The sequence below is a fragment of the Streptomyces sp. NPDC048606 genome (genome assembly GCF_040650855.1).
GTDB lineage: Bacteria > Actinomycetota > Actinomycetes > Streptomycetales > Streptomycetaceae > Streptomyces.
The window spans coordinates 21,656-41,970 of the sequence record NZ_JBEZIB010000053.1; the positions used below are offsets into that span (position 1 = coordinate 21,656).

Sequence of the window (20,315 nt, forward strand, 5' to 3'; positions counted from 1 at the left end):
GGCCGGCCTGGGCGTGGGCCTGTTGATCGCCCTGGTGACCGCGCCGGTCGGTTCAGGCCGGGACCGCGTCCGGTGTCACGCCCGCCCCGCGGCCGAAGGCCTCGTCCGCCGCCTCGCGGCCCAGGGCGGACAGGCAGGACGCCCACGCCCGGTCCACGTCGTGCCGCTCGGCCGGCGGGAGCGGGGCTCCGGTCGTGGCGCGGGCGGCGTGCGCGGTGCCGAGGAGCTCGGCGGCCCGTACGCTCTCGCCCGCCGCCGCGTCCGTCGCCGCCAGGCCTTCCAGGGCCAGCGCCACGGCCCGTACGTCGCCCAGCTCGCGGGCCGTGGCCAGCCCGCGCGCGTGCAGGTCGCGGGCCCGCGCGAACGCGCCGCGCAGTTCGGCCGCGAACCCGAGCTCCGCCAGGGCCAGCGCGGTGCCCGGGCCGTAGCCGATGGCCCGGAACCAGGCCAGGACCGCCTCCATGTGTGCTTCGGCCGCCTCCAGGTCGCCCGTACGCCGGGCCGTCAGTCCGAGGCCGATCCGGGCGTCGGCCTCCGTGGGGCGGTGGCTCTGTTCCCGGGCCAGTGTCCGGGCGCGGCCGTGCAGTTCCGTCGAGGCCGCGTGGTCGCCGGCCAGGAGGGCGAGGCGGCCCAGGGCGCAGAGGCGTTTGGCGGCCTCCGTCCACAGTCCGAGGTCCTCGGCGAGGGCCAAACCTTCCCCGTGCAGCCGGGCGGCCCCGGAGCGGTCTCCGGCGATCTCGCACAGGGCCGCGCGGGGGAACACGGTCTGGAGCAGCCCCCAGCGGTCGCCCAGCGTCGTGAACAGGCGCAACGAGCGGTCGGTGTCCGCGCGCACGGCCTCCAGGTCCCCGCGCCCGAGGGCGTGCCGGGCGCGCACGCAGAGGGCCGACGCGGTGCCCCAGGGGTCGCCGAGTTCCTCGGAGGCGCTCAGCGCCCGCCGGGTGATCTCCTCGCCGGTGGCCACGTCCCCGGCGCCCATCTGCGCGGCCGCCAGGAAGCAGAGGGCCAGGGCGCGGGCCCGGGGGTCGGCCGTCACGACGAGGGGGTCGTCGAGGGCGGCCAGTACGGAGTCGAGCGGGGTCCCGGCGGCTTCCGGCGAGGCTCCCTCCCCCAGGGTCAGGCCGGCCCGCCACGCGGCGGCGGTCGCGCGGACCGCCGCCCGCTCGCCCCGCGCGACCGGGTCCGGGTCCGGGTCCGACGGGGCGTCGCGCTCGGCGGCCAGGCAGGCGTCGAGGAGTCGGCCCGCCGCGGCCGGACGGCCGCGCAGCAGCCGGTAGCGGGTGAGGTCGCGGGCCGTGCGCAGGGCGGTGACCACGTCCGCGCGCGACAACGCCTCCTCGACCGCCGGGCGCAGTTCGGCTTCGGCCCCGTCGAGGAGCGCCAGCCACTCGCGTTGTCCGGGGCCGCGCAGCAGGGGCTCGGCCCGCCGGGCGAGTTCGCGGTGGTGGGCGCCGTGCCGGGCGCGGGTGTCGGCCTCCTCCCCCGCCTGCCGCAGGCGTTCGAGCGCGTAGTGCTTGACCGACTCGGGCAGTCGGTAGCGGGGCCCCGCGGGCCGGTCGACGAGGACCACGAGGGAGCGGTCGACCAGTCGGGCCAGTACCTCCGCGACCCGTGGCGCTGTCAGGTCGGGGCGGGCGCAGGAGGCCCGGGCGGCTTCGGCGGAGGCATCGCCCGCGTGGACGGCGAGCCGTCGCAGGACGGCTTCCTCGGCGGGTCCGAGGAGCGCCCAGCTCCAGTCGATGACGGCGCGCAGGGTCCGTTGGCGTTCGGGGAGTCCTCGCAGTCCGCGCGACAGCAGGGCGAAGCGGTCGTCGAGGCCGGCCAGCAGGCCGTGGACGCCGAGGCCGCGGGCGCGGGCGGCGGCGAGCTCCAGTGCGAGGGGCAGTCCGTCCAGCCGGGCGCACAGGGCGGTGACGGCGGCGGCGTCCTCGGGTGAGGAGAGCGCGGCGGGCGGGAGGGCGGCCCGTGCCGTGAAGAGGGCGACCGCGTCCGGGGACGCCAGCGGGGCCAGGGGGTGGACGGCCTCCCCGGCCAGTCCGAGGGGTTCCTGCGCGGTGGCGAGGACGGCCAGTCCCGGCAGCCTCGGCATGATCGAGGCCAGCAGGTCGGCGACGCCGTCCGCAAGGTGTTCGCAGTTGTCGAGGAGCAGGAGCGGTCGCCGCTCGCGCAGGGCGCCGACGAGGAGTTCGGCGGCCTCGTCCGGGGCGGGGGTCGCGTCGGGGCCCGCCTCGGGGTGGCGCAGGCCGAGGGCGGTGAGGACCGCCTCGGCGACGGCCTCGGCGGTGGATCCGGCGGGCAGCGGGGCCAGTTCCACCAGCCGCGCCCCGTCCTCGGGGCCGTCCGGTCCCGGGTTCGCCGCGCAGGCGAGGGCGAGGCGCGTCTTGCCGACTCCGCCGGGGCCGGTGACGGTCACCAGCCGGGAGCGGGCCATCAGGTCCGCCACGGCGCGGAGGTCGCGGGCACGGCCCACGAGGGGCGTGAGGGGTGCGGGGAGCCCTGCGGGCGCCCCGGCCGGGGTGCGCGGCGCGGTCCCCGGGACGACGGACGCCGCCTGCGCGGGGGTCGCGGTGGCGCGGGCGGTGTCGGCGACGGCCGGCGCGCTGACGGCCCCGGCGACGGTCGCGGGGGCGGTGGGCTCGGCGGCGGTCGCGGCGGCGGCAGTGGCCTCGGCGGCGGTCGGGGGCACGGCGCCGTCGTCGGTGGTGGCGTCACCGGCGACGGTGCCGGCGGGCGCGGCGGCGGCCGTGGGGGCTCCGGCGGCGATCGTGGCGGTCACGGGGGCTGCGGCGACGGGCCCGGCGGACCGGGGCGTCGGGTGCGGGGCGTCGCGCGGTATCCGGCGGGGCTCCGCGGGGCCGAAGCGGGTCTCCAGGTCGGGGTCCTGACGCAGGATCGCCTGGCGCAGCTCCGTCAGTTCCCGGCCGGGGTCGAGCCCGAGGTCGCGGGCGAGCCGGTCGCGCAGGTCCTCGTAGCCGGCGAGGGCGTCGCCCTGCCGGCCGGCCCGGTACAGGGCGCGCAGGTGGACCGCCCTCAGGCGTTCCCGCAGGGGGTGTGCGGCGACGAGTTGCCCCAGCTCCCCCAGGACGGCGTGGTGTCCGCCCGAGGCCACGCGCAGGTCGAGCAGCTCCTCCCGCGCGGCGAGACGTTCCTCCTCCAGGCGGCGCGCCGCCGCCCGTACGGAGGGGTCGTCGGTGTGGCCGGCGTACGCGTCCCCGCGCCACAGCTCCAGCGCCTCGGCCAGCAGGCCGATCCGGGGTGCGACGCCGAGCCCGTCGGCCCGTGCCCCGGCGAGCAGTTCCGTGAACCGCAGGGCGTCCAGTTCGGGGCCGGCCACCCGCAGGAGGTAGCCGCCGGGGTCGTGGGCGAGGCGTTCGCGGCCACGGCCCGGGTCGGCCCGTTCCAGCGCCGACCGCAGGCGCGACACCTGGCCCTGGAGGCTTCCGTAGGGGTGCTCCGGGACCTCGGTGTCGGGTCCGCCCCACAGGCTGTCCACGAGCCGGTCGGCGGAGACGGGCCGGCCGGGGTCGGCGAGCAGCCGGGCGAGCAGCCGGCGCGCCTTCGCCCCGGTCACGGGCACCGCCTCCCCGTCGACGGTCCACAACAACAGCGGTCCCAACACCCCCATGCGCATGCCGTCAACCCTAACGGGCCCGTGATGACGGACCGTCAGCGGTGGGCGGGGCAGGGGGTGGGAGCGGCCCGTGCGGCGATCGACGGCGCACCGCGACGGAGGGCCGGCCGACGGACAGCGGACCGGCAGCGAACCGACAGCGGACCGGCAGCGCCCCCGCGCATCGTGGTGCCCGTTCCAAGCTCCACCTTCCCGAACGGCCCTTCCCAAGGAGACAGGCGACATGAACGCGAACACCACCACCCGGCCCCTCACCATCGGCGTCCTCGGCCTGGGCAACCTCGGCCGGGCACTGGCCGGCGCCTTCCTCGACGGCGGCCACCGCACCACCGTCTGGAACCGTTCGCAGGGGAAGGCCGACGAGCTGGTCGCCCGGGGCGCGCACCCGGCCGACTCCCCGACGGCGGCCGTCGCCGACGCCGACCTCGTCGTCGTGGCCGTCCTCGACTACGCCACGGTCCGTGAACTGCTCCTGCCGGCCGCGGGCGCGCTGGCCGGGCGTACGGTCGTCAACCTGACCACCGGCACCCCCGCGGCGGCCCGGGAGCTCGCCGCGTGGGTCACCGACCAGGGCGCCGCCTACGTGGACGGCGCGGTGTACGCGGTGCCCCAGACGGTCGGCACCGCCTCCGCCTTCGTGCTCTACAGCGGGGACGAGGCGGCGTACCGGACGCACCGGCCGGTCCTGGACCGGCTCGGCGAGGGCGTGTTCGTCGGTGCGGCGCCCGAACTGTCCTCCGTGTACGACACCGCCGTCCTGAGCGGCATGTACGGGCTGTTCGCGGGGTTCTTCCAGGCGGTGGCGCTCGCCGGGACCGAGGGGATCGCCGCCTCGGCCGTCACCCCCCTGCTCGTGCGCTGGCTGACGTCCGCCGCGCAGGCCCTGCCGGAGTTCGCCGGGGAGATCGACCGGGGCGAGTACGCCACCACCACGTCCACCCTGGAGATCAACCAGATGGGCCTGCGCGACATCCTGGCCACGACCGAGGCGCAGGGGCTCTCCACGGATCTCCTGAGCCCGCTGCTGCGGCTGTTCGACGACCAGGTGGCGGCGGGGCACGCCTCGTCGAGCCTGTCGCGGGCGGTGGAGTCGTTGCGCGGCGCCCACTGACCCCGGCACCGCCGGTCAGGGGGCGTCGGGACCGGCTTCGAGGTCCCCGGCGGCCAGGCGCCGTTCGAATGGGGTGCGCATGCTGGGGCGAAAGCGCATCCCGCCGAGGAAGTCGGCCAGTCGGGCCGCCTCGGTGGCGATGGCCGCGCGGGCCTCGCGGGAGCGGCCCGGCGGTGTGAGCGGTCGGGTGACGATCTCGCCGTCCGGACGCTGGGCCCAGCCGCCGACGATGCGGCCGTCCCACCAGAGGGTGGGGCCGATGTTGCCGTTGGTGTCGAAGAGCTCGGGGACGAGCGCGGGGTCCAGGTACCAGTCGCGGTGCCGCCAGCCCATGGCCGTGGGGTCCAGGGAGGGCAGCAGGGCGGCGGCGGGTTCGACGGCCGCGGGCGGGTCGAGCTGGTCGGGCAGGGCGTGGCCGGGGCCGTGCGAGAGGTCGACCTCGACGGCCCCGGTGCGGGCCAGGGCCCGGCGGGTGTCGGTGAGGGTCCAGCCGGTCCACCACTTGAGGTCCTCGACGGTCGAGGGGCCGAAGGAGCGCAGCCGACGGACGAGGAGTTCGACGCGGGCCTCGTCGACCGGCAGGTCGGGGTGCGGCTCGGCGAGGGCCCAACGGAACTGTGAGGAAGCCCAGGTGCCCAGGGGGCGGCCGCGCCGGATCCGGCCCTGGGCGGCCAGCACCCCGAGGACGCGCGTGGTGATGCGGGGCGTGGCACCGTACGGCTTCCCGGGCGCGACCGTGAGCTGCGTGCGCAGGGCGGGGACGGCCTCCGCGAGCGCGGTCGCGGTGGCCTCGCCCGCGTCGGCCAGGGCTTCGAGGACGGCCCGTTCGGTGGCGGCCAGCCAGTCCTCGCCGTATCCGTGCTGCTCCCCCAGCACCTTCAGGAGGTTCCCGCGCTCGCGGGCCGCGACGGCCCTGGCGGTCGAGCCGTCGACCACGGGGGCGAGCTCGCGCGGCACCACGAACATGGTGCGGCGCATGCACAGCATCCGCAGCAGGCTCCGGTCCTCGTACAGGGCCCGTTCCAGTGCCGCGGGCGTCGGGGCGTTCGTGCGGGCGGCCACGGCGAGATGGACGGTGGCCGGGTCCGTGGCGTGCAGGGCGACGAGCGCGTCGGCGACCTGTACGGGTGTCTGCGCCCGCGCGGCGGGGGTCAGCAGGTGGGCGGTGGCGAGGCGGTCGCGCCGCTGCTCGTCGGTGATCCTGGGGCGGGGGGCGGTCACGGCCGGCCGCCGCGTGCGTTCCGGGACCCGTTCATGGTGTGCGCGCCTCTCCGTCGGGTGGTCGGCGGTGCGCCGACCACCCCAGGGTGCAACCCCTTGCGGACAGCTGAAGTCCTCAAGGGGCGCGGAGGGCGCGTGGATCACCCGACCGCCCGCTCCCGGCGGTGGGGCCGTGACGGGTCACAGGTCGAGTTGGTACTCGTGGGCCGTGTGGATGGGGAGGTAGCCGAGGTCGTCGTTGACGCGTCGCATGTGCGGGTTGTTGTCCGCGGTGTCGGTCAGCAGGCCTTCGAGGTGGGGGTGGTGTTGCCGGGCCCGAAGGATCGAGGCGGCCTTCATCGCCCGCGCGAGGCCGTGGCCGCGGTGTTCGGGCAGTACCGCGGTGCCGTAGTGCTGGGCGTCGCCCGTGCCGCTGCCGGGGACCACCAGTTCGGTGAAACCGGCGACGGAGCCGTCCGACGCGTCGACGGCCGCCACCGTGTGCAGGAGGTCCCCGCGGGCGGCGACGGCGGCGACCGCCGCCGCCACTCGGTCGAGGTCCCAGACCACCGTGCCGTAGGAGACGGCGCCCATCGGCATGTCGTCCATGGCGCGGCGCGAGGCCACGAAGGTGTCGGCCAGTTCGTCGGGCACCATCCCCTCCCACGCGACGAGTCGGTAGCCGGCGTGCGGCCTCTCGGCGAGGGCGGTGAGCGCGGCCCGGTCGGCCTCGGCCAGGGGCAGCCGGGCGTAGGTCAGGGCCAGGGCCGCGCGGAAGCCCTTGGCGACGAGGAAGGCGGCCCCGGGGGAATCCGCGTCGGCCTGGGCGACGACGCACGTCCGGGCGTCCTCGCGGGCGGCGGCGACGGCGGTGTCGAGCAGGAGGGAGCCGGCGCCCCGGCGGCGGGCGGCCGGGGGCACCCGGACGTCCAGTTCGGCGAGGTGGCGTTGGCCCTCCTCGACGAACAGGCGCAGGGAGGCCTGCCCGACGGGATCGCCGTCCGCGTCGGAGGCCGTCCAGCCGAGGCGGCGGCCGACGGGGGTCGCGTCGGGTTCGGGCAGGGCGGTGATGCGCAGGGACAAGAGGTCTCCGGTGCGGGAGGGAAGGGGCGGGTGCGAGGGGTGGGGTGCTTCGGGGCGGGGTTCGGCCGGGGTGGGGGCCGTCATCGCGCCCAGGGCAGGACCCGGGTGCCCTCGGTACCGGGCACGAGGACCACGCCGTCGGCGCGCATGGCGACGTGGGCCTCGGCGGCCTCCGGGGCGTGGATCCTGCGGAGCACCTCCGGCGGGAGGACGAAGGTCCGACCGGCGGTGACCTTCTCGGCACGGCCCGCGCAGGTGACCTCCAGGGCGCCGGCGGTCACGGTCCAGACCTGCTCGCGGTCGACGGAGTGCTCGGGGCCGCTCTGACCGGCCCGCATCTCGACGGTCCAGGTGCTGAGTTCCGTGCTGCCGCGACTGGGGGCGGCCAGCCCGGTCATGCGGGCGTTCGGGGACTCGGTGACGTTCTCGGCGTCCGGCGCGATGACCAGCAGGGCGGGCGCGTCGGCGGCGGACGCGGCCTGTGCGGGCTCGTCGGGGGTGACCCATTCGACGAGCTGGACGACGATCCCGTTCGGGTCGGTCATCTGGAACAGCCGCTCGCCCCAGGCCTCTTCGCGCAGCGGCAGGGTGATCGGCGCGCCGGCCGTGCGCAGTCGCGCCTCCTCGGCCTCGATGTCCGTGACGGTGAGCGCGAAGATCAGGCCGCCGGCCAGTCGGTCCCGCTGTTCGGGCGGGAGCACCTCGCTGCCGCTGCGCAGCAGCACGACGTCGGCGGCGGCGTCGCCCCGGGTCAGGGACGCGAAGCCGTCGAAGGCCATGGCGACCTCGTAGCCGAGGTGGGTGTGGAAGAACTCACGGGAGGCTTCGACATCGGCGACGGTGAGGGACACGGTGGCGGTGGTGACGTTCAGTTTCTCTCCTGAGGACGCGGGTGGCGGCCCGGCGGCAGCGGCGGGGAGCCCTGGGGCTCCGATCCGTTCCGTCGGACGAATTTTGCGACGGACGTAAACTTAACCCCGACCCCCGAACCGGTCAAGAGTATTTTTGCTACGGAGGTAAGATTTCTTCATGGCCACCGAGACGGGACTCCGCGAGTCCAAGAAGCAGGAAACCCGGCAGCTGATCTCCGACTGCGCGACCAGGCTCTTCATCGAGCAGGGCTTCGAGCGGACCACCATCGCCGAGATCGCCGCCGCCGCGCGCGTCGCCAAGAAGACGGTGACCAACTACTTCGCCCACAAGGAGGACCTGGCCCTCGACCACCACGAGGTGTTCACCCAGGGCCTGGCCAAGGCCGTCGCCGAGCGCGACCGGGGCGAGGACCCGCTCACCGCCCTGGGACGCACCTTCCGCGCGGCCCTGCTGGAGCACAGCCCCGTCGTCGGCTTCACCGGGCCCGCCTTCGCCCGCATGGTCGCCGACAGTCCCACCCTCACCGCCCGACTCCGCGAACTGCACGACCGGCGCGAGGCCGCGCTCGCCGCGGCCCTGGCGGACGCCGCCCCGGACGCCCCGGCCATCGCGCCCCGCGCCGCCGCCGCCCTGATCGCCGCGGCGGACCGGCTGCTGTTCCGGCGCATCCAGGAACTCACGCTGGCCGGACGTACGGACGACGAGATCGAGGTCGCGCTCCTCCCGGAGGCGGACCACGTGCGCGCCCTGCTCGGCGCCGCCCTGGACGAACCCGCGTTCTGACACCCCCGAGACGACCGCGCCACCCCTACGACCCCTCGAACCCGTGGGCCACCGCGACGGGCTTCGATCCGACCCTGCTGTACGCCGCCGAGCTCGACACCCGCGGACGCGCGCCACCTGAGGGTTCGTCACCGCCGACGACTCACGCGAGGAGGTCGAGGGTCATCCCCCTTCCCGTCACCTCGGCCCGACGAAGGGCGAGCCGGCTCAGGGCCAGGTCCTGCCAGGGCAGACCGACCGGGGCGTACACGGTGACCTCCCGGCCGTGGGTGCGTGCGGGAGCTTCGCCGCGCAGGATCTCCCCGAGAGTGGCGTCGGCCGCGGAGGAGGGCAGTCCCGCGTTGGCGAGCGCGCCGTGCGCCGTGACGAGCGCGACGTCGTCGACGATCAGTCTCGCGTCGGCGAGCACCTCGGGGGCGAGTTCCCGCTTGCCGGGTTCGTCGGCTCCGAGCGCGGTCAGGTGCTGACCGGGCGACAGGTCCGCCGGACGCAGCAGGGGTTCGCGCGACCAGGTGGCCAGCACCACCACGTCCGCCGCCGCCGCGACCGCCGCGGCCGTGGGCACGACGCTCCCGCCGTGCCGCCGCGCGAACGCGACCGCCCGCCGCTCGTCGGCGTCGTGGACGACGAGCGCGTCCCACGAGCGCAGCGTACCCAGGCCCCGGAGGGTGAGTTCGGCCTGGGCCCCGGCTCCGATCACCCCGACCGTGCGGGCGCCTTCGCCGGCCGTACGGGCGATCAGGTCGGTGGCCAGGGCCGCGGCGAGGCCGGTGCGCCAAGCGGTGACGGTGGCGGAGTCGACGAGGGCGAGCAACTCGCCGTCCCTGCCGCTGTGCAGGCAGATCACGCCCCGCAGCGCGGGCGTGGCGCCGGGGAACTTCGCGTTGACCTTGACCGTGTAGGCGTCGACCCCGGGGAGCAACCCGGGCAGCAGAGCCGTGGCCGTGCCCGCGAAGGGGAGGTCGGTACGCACGCGCCGGCCCGGCAGGGCGCTGCCCGCGGCGACGGTGAAGCCCTCGCGCAACGCCTTGAGGCACTCGGCGGGTTCCAGCAGTTCCAGCAGGTCGGTGCGGGTCAGGATCCGGGTCATGCGCGTCAGATTCTCACGCCGCCCCGGCGCGGTCGGCGACAGGCCGCCCCAAGCCGCCCGGCTCGACCCGGGCGGGGAGGACGTCGGGCAACTCGCTCCCGACGCGGTGGAGTCGAGGTGAGCGGACGGGCGGGACCTAAGCACCGCATCGAAAGGCCCTTCGGCCCTGTGGGGCAGAGGCGGGAATTCTTACGCTCAGATCATGATCATGACGAAGAATTCACGGTTATCCGGCCCCTCCCTCGTCTCCGGCGCCGCCGTTCTGGCGCTCGCCGCCTCCACCGCCCTCGTCCCGACGGCCGCGCAGGCCTCCGGCGGCGTCGCCGGCGCCGGCACGTCCGTGTCCCCCGCCGGACATCGCTTCGCGGCCGTCGCCTCCGGGCCGGTGGTCTTCGAGGCCGGGCCGATCGTCGTCACGTGCGCCACGTCGAAGACGCGCGACAACGTGATCCCCGCCGCTCCGGGTCAGGCCAACGCCGCCGGTCCCGTCGCCCTGCGCATCGCGCCCCCGGTCTTCGAGGACTGCACCACGGACGCGCCGGGCCTGCGGGTGACGGTCGAGACGAACGAGAACAGCGGCCCCTGGCAGGTGTCGCTCCAGCACGGCGATCCGAGCACGGCCCGGCTGTCGATCCCCGCCCGGGGCTTCGTGCTGAAGACGAGCGGGCTCCTGGCCTGCACGGCCACCGCCGCGCCGACCGGCCCGGCCGGTGCGGGGGGACTCTGGGAGGGCGGGCCGAAACCGGCGGTCGCCCTGGACCGGGCGGCGATCCCGGTGAAGCTGGAGGGTTCCTTCTTCTGCGCCACGTCGATCACCAGCGCCACCATCTCGGCCCGTTACGCCGTGCACGACACCACGGACCCGAGCCGCGTCGTCACCGTCGACCCGGCCTGACGGGCAGGCGTACGGAGACGGCCGCCCGGGCGAACGCCGCCCGGGCCGGGGGCCGTCCGGCGGATCTCGCAGGACGGGCCCCGGCGCGGACGGACGCGGTCAGCGCTTGAGCGTGAAGGAGAAGTCACCCGCGAGCCGGCCGTCCAGCCGGTCCAGGGAAACGATCCTCCCCTCCGCGATCAGCCGCTCGACCTCGGCCCGCGAGAGCCCGCACCCTTCGGCGATCAGCCGGACCGGCCGGACCGGAACCGGCGCGGCGAAGCGGACCGTGACGTCGAGCGCCTCGTCCGACGGAACCCGCGTTCCGTCGGTGTCGAGGCTCCAGGCGCCCTCCCAGTCGAGGGCGACGCGATTGCGGCGCAGCAGGGCCGGGTCACGGAGCAACTCGGCCGTCAGGTCGAGGTCGTTGCCGTGGAGCCGGTCCAGCAGCTCGGGGCGTACGGAGCGCACGTTCGTCCGCTCGAAGATCGTGAGCTTCGCCGTGTCCCCGCACCCGGTGCAGAGCACGAGGAGCCAGGCGTCGATGGACTTGTGGTGTGCGTTGACGCGGAATTTTCCGCTCGCCCGAAAGCGCCGGCTCGCGCAGGCGGGGCAACGACGGACGACGAGCGGCAGGCAGGTGGCAGCGACCACCCAGGTCTTGAGCAAAGGGATACACCGATTCCAGTGAGAAGTCCGCAGCAGGAAGCAGCGCGGCGCAAGGGCGCGACGCGCTGAACATCACTCGGGGGGTCTCACACGGTGTACAACGGCATGCCTTCGGCTCGACGGCTCGGACGGGCAGCACCGTAGCGGCGCACGACGGCGGCGCACCACCGGTTTTTCGCGGAGCTCTCCAGTGGGCGCCCTCGTCTCACGCGGTCGGGTGGGGGGCCGCCCAGCCCGGCACCCAGGTGCCCGCTCCGTCAAGTCCGGCCGCGGCGGCGGCGAGGTGGGCGCGCAGCGCCGCCAGGGCGGGGTGGGGGTTGTCGCGGTGCCAGAGCAGCGAGTGGGGGTAGACGGGGGTGGGTCCGGTCACCGGGATGCGGCGCAGGCCGTGGTCGGCGGGCCAGACGAGGCGGGTGTGCGCGCCCATGAAGGTGGCCAGGGCCGGGGTGTCCGCGATCGTGTCGAGGAGCGCGTCGGAGCCGAAGTTGGGGCCGGTCGCCTCGATCGTGAGGCCGAACTCGGCGACGAGGTCGTCGTAGTAGGCGGCCCATTCGGAGCCGGGGACGATGCCGGGCATCCAGATCCGGTGCCCCACGAGCCCGGCCGGGGACACCGACCGGGCGCCGGCGAGCGCGTGCGCCGGGCCGGTGAGGAGCTGGAGCGGCTCGTCGAGGACCCGTACGGCCCTGACGTCCTCGGGCAGGGGCCGGCCGGGAGCCGTGACGGCGCGGAAGGAGGCGTCGATCTCTCCGGACCGGATGGCGTCGACGGCCGTCTCGATGTCGAGCAGCATCAGCACGTCCAACTCGACGTCGGGGTGGGTGCGGTGGAAGGCGCGCATCAGCCCCGCGGCGGCGCCGCGCGAGGCGATGATGTCGACGCGCAGGGGGCGGCGGCCGGCGCGGACGGAGGCGGTCGCGCGTTCGGCGACGCGAAGCAGCTCGCGGGCGTGGGGCAGGAACGCCTGCCCGTCGATGGTGGGCACGGCGCCGCGCGGGGTGCGGGTGAACAATCTGACGCCGAGGTGGCGTTCCAGGGCGGCGACGCGCTTGGAGACGGCCTGCTGGGTGACGGCCAGCTCGACGGCGGCCTCCCTGAACTGCCCCGCGTCGGCGACGGCGACGAAGGTCCGGACGGCTTCGAGGTCCATGCCCGCAGCCTAGTCGTACAACCAACGGTTGTGGCCAAGGCTCGGATGGTTGTTTGATCCCATGTCGCGGCGCTCGCTTTGATGGCTCCGATCGCGGACCGGTTGTACGGGTGAGGGGTGTCGGGCATGGGGAGCGGGGGACGCCCGGGGCGGGATTTCGCCTGGCTGTGGGCGGCGTACGGGGCCGGCGCGCTCGGCACCTGGATCGCGTTCGGCGCGTTCCCCCTGATCGCGATCCGGGTCCTGGACTGCGGGCCGGCCGAGGTCGCCGCACTGTCCGCCGCCGGCGTCGCGGTCGGCGCGGTCGTGGCGGTACCGCTCGGCCCGTGGGCGGAGTTCCGCCGCAAACGGCCGGTGCTGATCACGATGGCCCTGGCGCGTTGCGCGGCCCTGCTGACGGTGCCCGCCGCCTTCGCGCTCGGGGCGCTCACCTTCACGCAGCTCCTGCTGGTCACGGTCGTCGTCTCGGCCGCCGACATCACCTTCCGGGCCGCTTCGGGCGCGTACCTGAAGGCGCTGCTGCCGGCCGAGGAGCTCCTCCTCGCCAACGCCCGGCTCGAATCGACGACGTGGACGACGGCGATCGTCGGACCTCCGCTGGGCGGCGCGGCGATCGCCCTCCTGGGCCCGGTGGCGACCGTGGTGGCCGACGCCGCAGGCCAGCTGCTCTCGGCGTTCGCCGTCCACGCCTCGGGCGGGCCCGAGGCCCGACCCGAACGACCCGGACGCGCCGCGCGAACCGGACGCGCCGGACGTGCGAAAGGTGCCCGTGGGCGGGCCGGAGAGCTGTTCGAGGGCTGGCGGTACGTCCTCGCCGACGCCGCCCTGCGTCCGCTGTTCCTCAACACCACGACGTTCAACGGCCTGGTGATGGCCACGCAACCGTTGATGGCGGTCCTCATGCTCGGTCCGCTGGGCTTCGCGCCCTGGCAGTACGGGCTCGCCTTCGCCCTGCCCTCGATCGGCGGGCTGCTCGGGGCCCGGCTCGCCGGACCACTCGCCGCCCGGTTCGGGCGCGACCGGGTCCTGGTGGCGTCGGGGACCCTGCGCGCGCTCTGGCCCGTCGGCCTGGTCTTCCTGGGACCGGGTACCGGCGGTCTGCTGCTGGTGGTGGGCGTCGAGTTCGGCCTCGTCCTGTGCTGCGGGGTCTTCAACCCCGTCCACGCCGCCTACCGTCTCGAACGCACCCCGGACGACCGGGTCACCCGCACCCTGGCGGCCTGGGCGGTGACGGCCAAGGCGACGACCGCCCTCCTGACGGCGCTCTGGGGCCTGTGGGGAGCCCTGCTCGGTCCGCGCGCGGCGATCGGCCTGGCCGGCGCGCTGCTGCTCGCGACCCCGCTCCTGCTCCCCCGGCGGCTCGGCGACCGCTCCCGGGGGTGACCCGGTGGCTCCGGCGGACCGCGCTCTTGGACGATCGACCGTTTCCGACCGGGCCGCACCGGCCGGATTCCGTGTCCGGATCCAGTCACCCCCGGGAAGCACTCCTGGTTGACTGACGCCTGCGGCCGGACCCCGGACGGAAGGGCGGCTCCTTCCCGCCACGGGGCGGCCGACAGGAGGCCTCGCGCGCCGACCAGCGGTGTTCGGCGCGCGCGGGCCCTCCGCCGCCGCCACACCCCCTCCCCCCTCCATCCCAGCATCGGAGATGGTCTGGCATATGCGCCACATCGAGGCGCATTCTTACCTGGATGCCCATCGAATACGTCGATTCGGCTCGCAGGTGAGGAGTGGGAAATGGCGGTCTACGTCCTGGGGCACCCGTCCGAACGGGCTCGGCCCGCCGTGGTGAGGGCGCTCTCCGGAGCGGGTCTGGACACCGCGTTCGACCTGCCGCGCGGGGACCTCGCCGGGGTCGAGGGCGTGGTCGTGTGGGGCGGACCGGGGCCCTGGGAGCCGAACGGCGCGCGGCGCCTCGTACGGGAGGCCCTGGCCGCCGAGGTCCCGGTGCTGGCGTGGGGCGACGGCACGCGCCTGCTGCTCGGGGGCGCGGATACCGTGACGGACCCCGGTCCGGGCGCGCGACCCGCCGCGGGGCCCGACCCCGACCGGGCATCCGCCCCCGAGTCCGAAGCCGAAGCCGAATCCGGCCCCGGCCCCGTGGTGGCGGGACCGGCCGCCGAAGCCGACCCGCTGTTCTCCGGGATGCCGCTGCCGCCCCAGGGGATCCGGGCCGACCCGGCGCCCGTGGACCTGCCCGCCGGAGCCGTCGTCCTGCTCTCCCGCGACGGTTTCCCGCCGCAGGCGTTCCGCCTCGGCCCCGGCGCGTGGGGCGTTCGTCTCCGTAAGCGGGGCAATCCCGGGGCCGGGACCGCCCTCGATCCCTGGGCGGAGGAGCTCCTGGGCCGGTTCGGGGCGCTCGTGGCCGCCCGCGCCGAGCACACCGCCACCCGGGCGTTCTTCACCCGCCGCGCGGACGCGTGGGAGGAGCGCTTCGCCCATCAGACCCCCGCTTACGAGGCCGCCGTCGCCCGCATGCGGCTCGCGCCCGGCGGGCGGGCGGTGGACCTCGGCTGCGGCACGGGACGGGCGATGCCCGCGCTGCGGGGCCAGGTCGGCCCCGCCGGGCAGGTGTTGGGCATCGACGTCACCCCGGCCATGCTGACGGCGGCGGCCCGGCACGACCGCGCCCGCCACGGGCACCTGCTGGCCGCCGACTGCACCAGGCTCCCGCTGCCCGACGGCCGCGTCCACGGCGTCTTCTCGGCGGGCCTCCTCGACCACCTCCCGGACCCGGACTCCGCCCTTCGCGAATGGGCCCGCGTGACCGCGCCGGACGGCGCCCTCCTGCTCTTCCACCCCTCGGGACGCGCCGAACGCGCCGCCCGGCACCACCGCCCGCTCGACCCCGACGACCTCCTCGCCGAGCACAACCTGCGCCCCGCGCTGGAGCGGAGCGGCTGGCACCTCGACGAGTACGAGGACGCCCCCGGCCACTTCCTGGCCCGCGCCGTACCCGGCGCCCCGGGCTCCGGCGGGGGCCCCGGCCCCACCTCGTGTCGTCGCTGACGCGCAAGCGCTCGAAGCGCAGGACGAGCAGGGGTGTCGGGGGGGCCTCCGCGTCCGCGGGCGGATCGTCAGCTCACCCGCGCGCCGTCCCCCGCGCGCGCGGACGTGAGCCGGCGGACGCCCGGCACGGCGAGCAGCACCACCGTCGCGAGGAGGATGCCCAGGCAGCAGACCCACATCATGGTGGTCGAGCCCGCCCGGTCCGCCGTCCCGCCGGCCAGGACGTAGGCGAGGGGGACCAGGGCGGTCTCCCCCAGCATGGTCAGCGAGGTCACCCGGCCGATGAGGGCCTCCGGTACGTGTTGCTGCTTCGCGGTCTCGAAGAACACGACGGCCAGTTCCAGGGCGGATCCGCTGACCAGCATCGCGGCGAGCAGGCCGGGCAGGTCCGCGCCGTACGCGAGGGCCGCGAGCGGCAGGGGCCACACGAGCTGGACGAGCACGCAGGCGAGCATCACGCGGCGGGGCTTCCACCGGAGGGCGACGAGGGAACCGAGCACCATCCCCGCGGAGAACGCCGACACCGCCCAGCCCCAGTGCTGCGCCCCGTTCGGCCGGTCGGACAGGACGAGGGGGCCGAGGAGTTGGTATCCGGCCATCCACAGCGGTACCGCGAGGGTTCCGGAGAGGGCGTAGCCCCACATCCACGGCCGGCTGCGGAAGGCGGTCCACCCTTCGCGGGCGCCCTCGAAGAAGCCCGTGGTCCGCCCGGGCCCCGGGGTGGACGCGGTGGGCAGGCCGGCCAGGACGAGGGCGCAGGCGGCGAAGGCTGCGGCGGCGACGAGCAGCACGGGGCCGAAGCCGAAGGCGGCGCCGAGCAGGGAGCCGAGGCCGGGGACGGCGATCCGGGCGAGGTTGAGGACCAGGCGCAGGGCGGCGTTGGCGCTCTGGAGGTCGCGGGCGGGCACGAGTTGGACGATGAGTCCCTGGAAGGCGGGTTGGACGGCGGCGGCCGTGGCCCCGGTGGTGGCGGCCGCCGCGAGGAACATCCACAGGGCCGGCCGCGGTGGGCCGGCGAGGAGGACGGCCCCCATCAGGCCCTGGACGACGGCGAGCAGCGCGTTCCCGGCGACGACGAGGGCGCGCCGCGCGTACCGGTCGGCGAGGACGCCTCCCACGGGCAGCAGGAGGGTCTGGGTGGTCACGGTGCAGCCGAGGACCAGGCCGACGGAGAGGCCGTCGCCGCCGGTGCTCAGGACGGCGAAGGCGAGCACCACGTTGACCAGGCTGGTTCCGGCGGTGGAGATGCCCCGGCCGGTCACGTAGCGGATGTAGGGGGTGCGCCAGGCCGTGGCGGTCGCCTCGGCGGTTCGGGCGGTGGTCATCTGGCTCCTGCGGTGCGGGTACGGGTGGTGCGGGCGGGGCGGGTAGGGGGCGGTGCGCGGCCGGTTCCCGGGGCCTGTCGTCGAACTCCTGTCGTCGCCCGGAGGGCAGGCGGGAGTTCGACGACAGGCCTTAGCGGGCTGGCGGTCCCGGGGGGCGCTCCGGTCGGTGCTCCGGGTGGTCGGGGCGGGGGACGGCGTGGCGGGCGCCGGCCCGCAGGCCGGGGGCGATGAGCTTGACGACCGAGAAGTCCTCGGTGGTGCCGAGGTCGACGACCAGTGGTTCCTGCCCCGTGACCTCGGCCAGTCGGGCGCAGGCCCAGCGCAGTTCGACCCCGACGTCGGTGAAGTCCGGTGTCGTGGCGGCGGGCAGTTCGTGGTGGGCGCGGGCCCCGGGGTCGCGCCGGGGCCGTGCGGTGACCCCGCGCCGGGCGTGCGCGTAGACGGCGGTGACGTCGTCGCGGGTGCCGTTGATGAGGGTGAGGCGGCTCTGGACCGCCTCCGTGATGGCGCGGGCGAGGGCGACTCCGGGCGAGGAGTGGGCGCCGGATCCGGCGGTGAGCAGGGCGAAGTCCTCGCTCCAGACGAAGGCGGCGAAGCACGGGAGTCCCCAGCGGTTGGGGACGAGGGCCAGGTCGAGGAAGACACCACCGCGGGTGACGCGCTCGATCAGCTCGGTGCACAGGGGGTCTTCGACGGTCTCGGCGCGGAAGGTCACCCGGGGGTCGCCGGGGACGGCGGCGAGCCGGCTGAGGGCGTCGCGTTCCATCACCTCGTACGCGGCGTGCAGCGCGGCCTCCTCGAAGGTGTTGCCCGAGGCCAGGCCGTTGCTGGTGACCGTGAGCCCCGGCGGCCGCCAGTGGCCGGGCCGCGAGCTGCCCAGGCGGACGCAGTCGCGCGGTACGGGGACGCGGGCGCCGCCGAGGGTGCCGGTGGCCGTGACCCAGTCGAGCGGGGTGCCGTCGTGCAGGAGGCTGCCCGGGTGCCGGTCGAGCAGGTCGAGGGCGTAGGGCGGCCGCAGGGCCGAGGCGGGGGTGCGATGGTGGACGGCGGGCGGGCAGGCGAACTCGGCGTGCCACATCTCGATGGACTCCATCGCGGCCGAGACGCGGGCGAGGAGCGGGGTGTGTCCCTTGCCCTGGGAGACCGACAGGCTGCGGGAGAGGGGGCGTACGGCGACGGCGACGGGGATGCCGATGACGTCCAGGCCCGTGACGTCGGCGACGCGGGTGATCCCGTACTCCGGCAGGCGACGGCGCACCAGTTCCCAGGTCTCGGCGGGCGGGCGGACCCGGTGGGTTCCGGCGGTGAAGACCTTGAGCCCGGTCGGGGCGGCGGACGGGCGGGCGTTCACGAGGCCTCCCCCTTCCGGGCGGGCTCGCCCCGCCGGGCCGTACGCGCTCCCCCGGCTTCGCGTCGCTCCCGGAGTTCGGCGTGCTCCCGCATCCGGGGACGCTCGGTGGATTCCGGGGTCGCGCGGTCTTCGCCCGTCTCCCGATGGCGCCTCAGGAAGAAGGGCCGCAGGGCCTCTTCGGCTTCGTGTGCGGACGTGAATCCGCGGTCCCGGGCGGCGGCGTCGAGTACCTCCGTGCTGCAATCGCCGCGCAACTGCCAGGCCTGTGCGAGTTGGAGACGGAGAACCGATTTCTTCAACTGGTCGGGGTTCCTGGAATATCCGGAACGGGCGACGGCCTGGTTCATCGCCAGACTCGCGGAGATCTCGGTGTGGTGAACCGCGGATTCCGGAAGGAGCAGTCGGACCGTGGCGGGGTCGCGGAGGTCGGCCGTCAGACGGGCCGAGCGGACCAGGAGGGTGAGCATGGCTTCCCGTTCGCCCAGTTCCTCGCGTTCCCGTTCCGGAACCCAGGCGTGGATCGCCTCGTCGCTCAGTGAGCCCGCGTCCAGCCCCTCCCGGGCGGCGGCCCGCAGCGCCTCGTCCTCCAGCACGCGCGCCGGGGTGCCGGGCGGGCGGCCGGACACGGCGGCCAGCACCTGGGTGCGCCGGCGCGCGCGCTGGTCGGCGCCGAACAGCCGCTGATAGTCGAAGCGGGCGGCGAGGCTGACGAAGCCCGCGGCGGTGCGCTCGCCGGTGAACCGTCCGCGCCAGCGGTGGAGCCAGGCGGTCTCCCAACCGTCGGTCCACGTGCCCGCCACGGCCGCCGGCCTGGGGTGGGAGGCGTACAACGCGCGGACGTGGCGCAGCGCCTCGCGGGCGTCCCGCCGTTTGAGCGAGACCTCCTCGGGGCGCGCGCCGGCCAACCGGCCGACCCGTTCGGCCGCCGCGGCGAGGACGGCGTCCGGGGGGAACACCTCCCCCCGCGGACCCAGTTCGCGCGTGACGGCGCGCCAGGACCGTCGGAGGTAGGGCAGGGTCCGCGCCACCTCCAGGAGCGCTTCCGCTTGTGCCGCGTCGATCACGCCCTCGGCGCCGGCCAGGCGCAGCGCGTGGCGCATGTCGACGAGGGCCTCGCTGAAGGCGCTGCCGTCCGGTCGCTCGCCGTGGGCCACGGCGACCTCGTCGTCGGCGTCGATCTCGCCGGTGCGGTACATGGCGTAGACGCGGCCCACGCCGCGCATTCCGCAGGAATGCAGTTCGGCCGCCCGTAACGCACCCATACTGGCGGCCCCGATCACGACGGTACCGCTGTTCATCACGTCCAGTATTTCCTTGTGCCGCACCGGCTCGTGTCCGTGGTAAAGGCCGTCAATAATGAGGACGAAATCCTGGGGCCGGACACCGAGGCAGAAAAGGTCACCATGGCGAATCGGTGGGTGCACGATACAGTCATCAATTTCTCCGAGAATTTCCGCTGCCCCGAGGGTCGGCCCCGCAAAAACGTGGACGGTCATCCGGTTTTCTCGCCTCCACTCCTCCGACGGTTCGACGGTTCGGCCGGACGGCCGCGTCGGGGGGCAGCGTAGCGGGGGAGGCACGGGATGGATACGGGCAAAATATCGCCACCAACAGGTGGAACCGGCCCATAGCGCACATCTGCGACACGGCACTGTAGACCGGCGATCCGGACGGGCCGAGGAGCTCGTGCGGAGAATCAGTGAAGAAGAAATCGGCGCCCGTCGAATTACCGGAACCGCCGACCCGGGAGGGTTTTCTTGATCATCTCCACGGTTGTCCGAAAGGCGCTCCCGAGGGATTAGGCCGTTGACCCCGCAGACATCCCGTTGTTACGTTCGAAGTGTCGAGCCGCCCGGCGGTCACGCTCCATCGCGGCCCGTTCGGGGGCATCCCGATGCGAAGTCACACGCCATTTCGAGCTGCTTCGCGCCAATTATCGAGGGAGGAAACGTCATGAACACCGAGAACGCCATCGAGGCGTCGGAGGACCTGTTCGACGAGGCCGTACCGACGACCATCGCGCACGAGTCGGCGTCCTACACCGACGAGTGACGGCCGGTGGGGGGGGGCCCCCGGGGCCCCCCCCCCCCCCCCCCCCCCCCCCCGCCGCCCCCCGGCCCCCCGCCCCCCCCCACCCCGACCGCGACCCGGCCGCCACACCCCGGA

At 75.3% G+C, this 20,315-nt stretch carries 16 protein-coding genes; 6 read left to right on the plus strand and 10 right to left on the minus strand.

The genetic code is table 11. The features are described 5' to 3' along the window. Positions 1-52: 52 nt before the first annotated feature. Positions 53-3,631, minus strand: coding sequence for a BTAD domain-containing putative transcriptional regulator (locus tag AB0D01_RS36375; RefSeq protein WP_363063058.1), 3,579 nt, complete (start codon positions 3,629-3,631; stop codon positions 53-55). Positions 3,632-3,854: 223 nt separating this feature from the next. On the opposite strand from AB0D01_RS36375, the gene AB0D01_RS36380 reads away from it, so the two are divergent. Next, positions 3,855-4,742, plus strand: a complete 888-nt coding sequence (locus AB0D01_RS36380) for an NAD(P)-binding domain-containing protein (RefSeq protein WP_363063060.1) — start codon at positions 3,855-3,857, stop codon at positions 4,740-4,742. A 15-nt stretch (positions 4,743-4,757) separates the two neighbouring features. Here the strand turns inward: AB0D01_RS36380 and AB0D01_RS36385 are convergent, their stop codons facing one another. The 3 genes from AB0D01_RS36385 to AB0D01_RS36395 all read right to left on the minus strand — a co-directional run bounded on the left by AB0D01_RS36385 (position 4,758) and on the right by AB0D01_RS36395 (position 7,876). After that, positions 4,758-5,963 carry a winged helix DNA-binding domain-containing protein gene (locus AB0D01_RS36385; RefSeq protein ID WP_363063062.1) on the minus strand — a complete coding sequence of 402 codons (1,206 nt, stop codon included), beginning with the start codon at positions 5,961-5,963 and terminating at the stop codon, positions 4,758-4,760. 180 nt (positions 5,964-6,143) lie between these two features. Next, positions 6,144-7,025 (minus strand): GNAT family N-acetyltransferase, encoded by an 882-nt coding sequence (locus AB0D01_RS36390; protein ID WP_363063090.1) that lies wholly within the window; start codon positions 7,023-7,025, stop codon positions 6,144-6,146. A gap of 80 nt (positions 7,026-7,105) precedes the next feature. Next, positions 7,106-7,876, minus strand: a complete 771-nt coding sequence (locus AB0D01_RS36395) for a VOC family protein (RefSeq protein WP_363063064.1) — start codon at positions 7,874-7,876, stop codon at positions 7,106-7,108. Positions 7,877-8,054: 178 nt separating this feature from the next. Between AB0D01_RS36395 and AB0D01_RS36400 the strand changes: the two genes are divergently transcribed. Then, positions 8,055-8,681: a TetR family transcriptional regulator gene (locus tag AB0D01_RS36400; RefSeq protein WP_363063066.1), complete on the plus strand. Its 627-nt coding sequence runs from the start codon at positions 8,055-8,057 to the stop codon at positions 8,679-8,681. 142 nt (positions 8,682-8,823) lie between these two features. Here the strand turns inward: AB0D01_RS36400 and AB0D01_RS36405 are convergent, their stop codons facing one another. Then, positions 8,824-9,771, minus strand: a complete 948-nt coding sequence (locus AB0D01_RS36405; protein WP_363063068.1) for an ornithine cyclodeaminase family protein — start codon at positions 9,769-9,771, stop codon at positions 8,824-8,826. Here AB0D01_RS36405 and AB0D01_RS36410 point away from each other — a divergent pair. Both AB0D01_RS36410 and AB0D01_RS36415 read left to right on the plus strand, forming a co-directional pair. Then, positions 9,770-9,892, plus strand: coding sequence for a hypothetical protein (locus tag AB0D01_RS36410; RefSeq protein WP_363063070.1), 123 nt, complete (start codon positions 9,770-9,772; stop codon positions 9,890-9,892). The two genes, AB0D01_RS36405 and AB0D01_RS36410, sit on opposite strands and share 2 nt — an antisense overlap. Before the next feature lie 81 nt (positions 9,893-9,973). Next, complete coding sequence (locus AB0D01_RS36415) at positions 9,974-10,666, plus strand: hypothetical protein (RefSeq protein ID WP_363063072.1); 693 nt, start codon at positions 9,974-9,976, stop codon at positions 10,664-10,666. Positions 10,667-10,765: 99 nt separating this feature from the next. Here the strand turns inward: AB0D01_RS36415 and AB0D01_RS36420 are convergent, their stop codons facing one another. Together AB0D01_RS36420 and AB0D01_RS36425 are read right to left on the minus strand one after the other, a co-directional pair. Next, on the minus strand, positions 10,766-11,314 hold the full coding sequence (locus tag AB0D01_RS36420; protein WP_363063074.1) for a DUF1062 domain-containing protein: 549 nt from the start codon (positions 11,312-11,314) through the stop codon (positions 10,766-10,768). A gap of 205 nt (positions 11,315-11,519) precedes the next feature. After that, positions 11,520-12,464: a LysR family transcriptional regulator gene (locus AB0D01_RS36425; protein WP_363063076.1), complete on the minus strand. Its 945-nt coding sequence runs from the start codon at positions 12,462-12,464 to the stop codon at positions 11,520-11,522. Positions 12,465-12,590: 126 nt separating this feature from the next. Between AB0D01_RS36425 and AB0D01_RS36430 the strand changes: the two genes are divergently transcribed. Further along, positions 12,591-13,847 carry an MFS transporter gene (locus AB0D01_RS36430; protein ID WP_363063078.1) on the plus strand — a complete coding sequence of 419 codons (1,257 nt, stop codon included), beginning with the start codon at positions 12,591-12,593 and terminating at the stop codon, positions 13,845-13,847. Positions 13,848-14,201: 354 nt separating this feature from the next. After that, positions 14,202-15,473 carry a methyltransferase domain-containing protein gene (locus tag AB0D01_RS36435; RefSeq protein ID WP_363063080.1) on the plus strand — a complete coding sequence of 424 codons (1,272 nt, stop codon included), beginning with the start codon at positions 14,202-14,204 and terminating at the stop codon, positions 15,471-15,473. Between the two features lie 68 nt (positions 15,474-15,541). On the opposite strand, the gene AB0D01_RS36440 is transcribed toward AB0D01_RS36435, so the two are convergent. The 3 genes from AB0D01_RS36440 to AB0D01_RS36450 all read right to left on the minus strand — a co-directional run bounded on the left by AB0D01_RS36440 (position 15,542) and on the right by AB0D01_RS36450 (position 19,645). Further along, positions 15,542-16,798 carry an MFS transporter gene (locus AB0D01_RS36440; protein WP_363063082.1) on the minus strand — a complete coding sequence of 419 codons (1,257 nt, stop codon included), beginning with the start codon at positions 16,796-16,798 and terminating at the stop codon, positions 15,542-15,544. A gap of 130 nt (positions 16,799-16,928) precedes the next feature. Continuing rightward, the gene (locus AB0D01_RS36445) at positions 16,929-18,149 is read right to left on the minus strand and encodes a YcaO-like family protein (RefSeq protein ID WP_363063084.1); all 1,221 of its coding nucleotides are present in this window, start codon (positions 18,147-18,149) and stop codon (positions 16,929-16,931) included. Next, a complete protein-coding gene (locus AB0D01_RS36450) occupies positions 18,146-19,645 on the minus strand; it encodes a TfuA-like protein (RefSeq protein WP_363063086.1) in 1,500 nt (499 codons plus the stop codon). The genes AB0D01_RS36445 and AB0D01_RS36450 overlap by 4 nt, the downstream gene beginning before the upstream one ends. Positions 19,646-20,315: the final 670 nt, after the last annotated feature.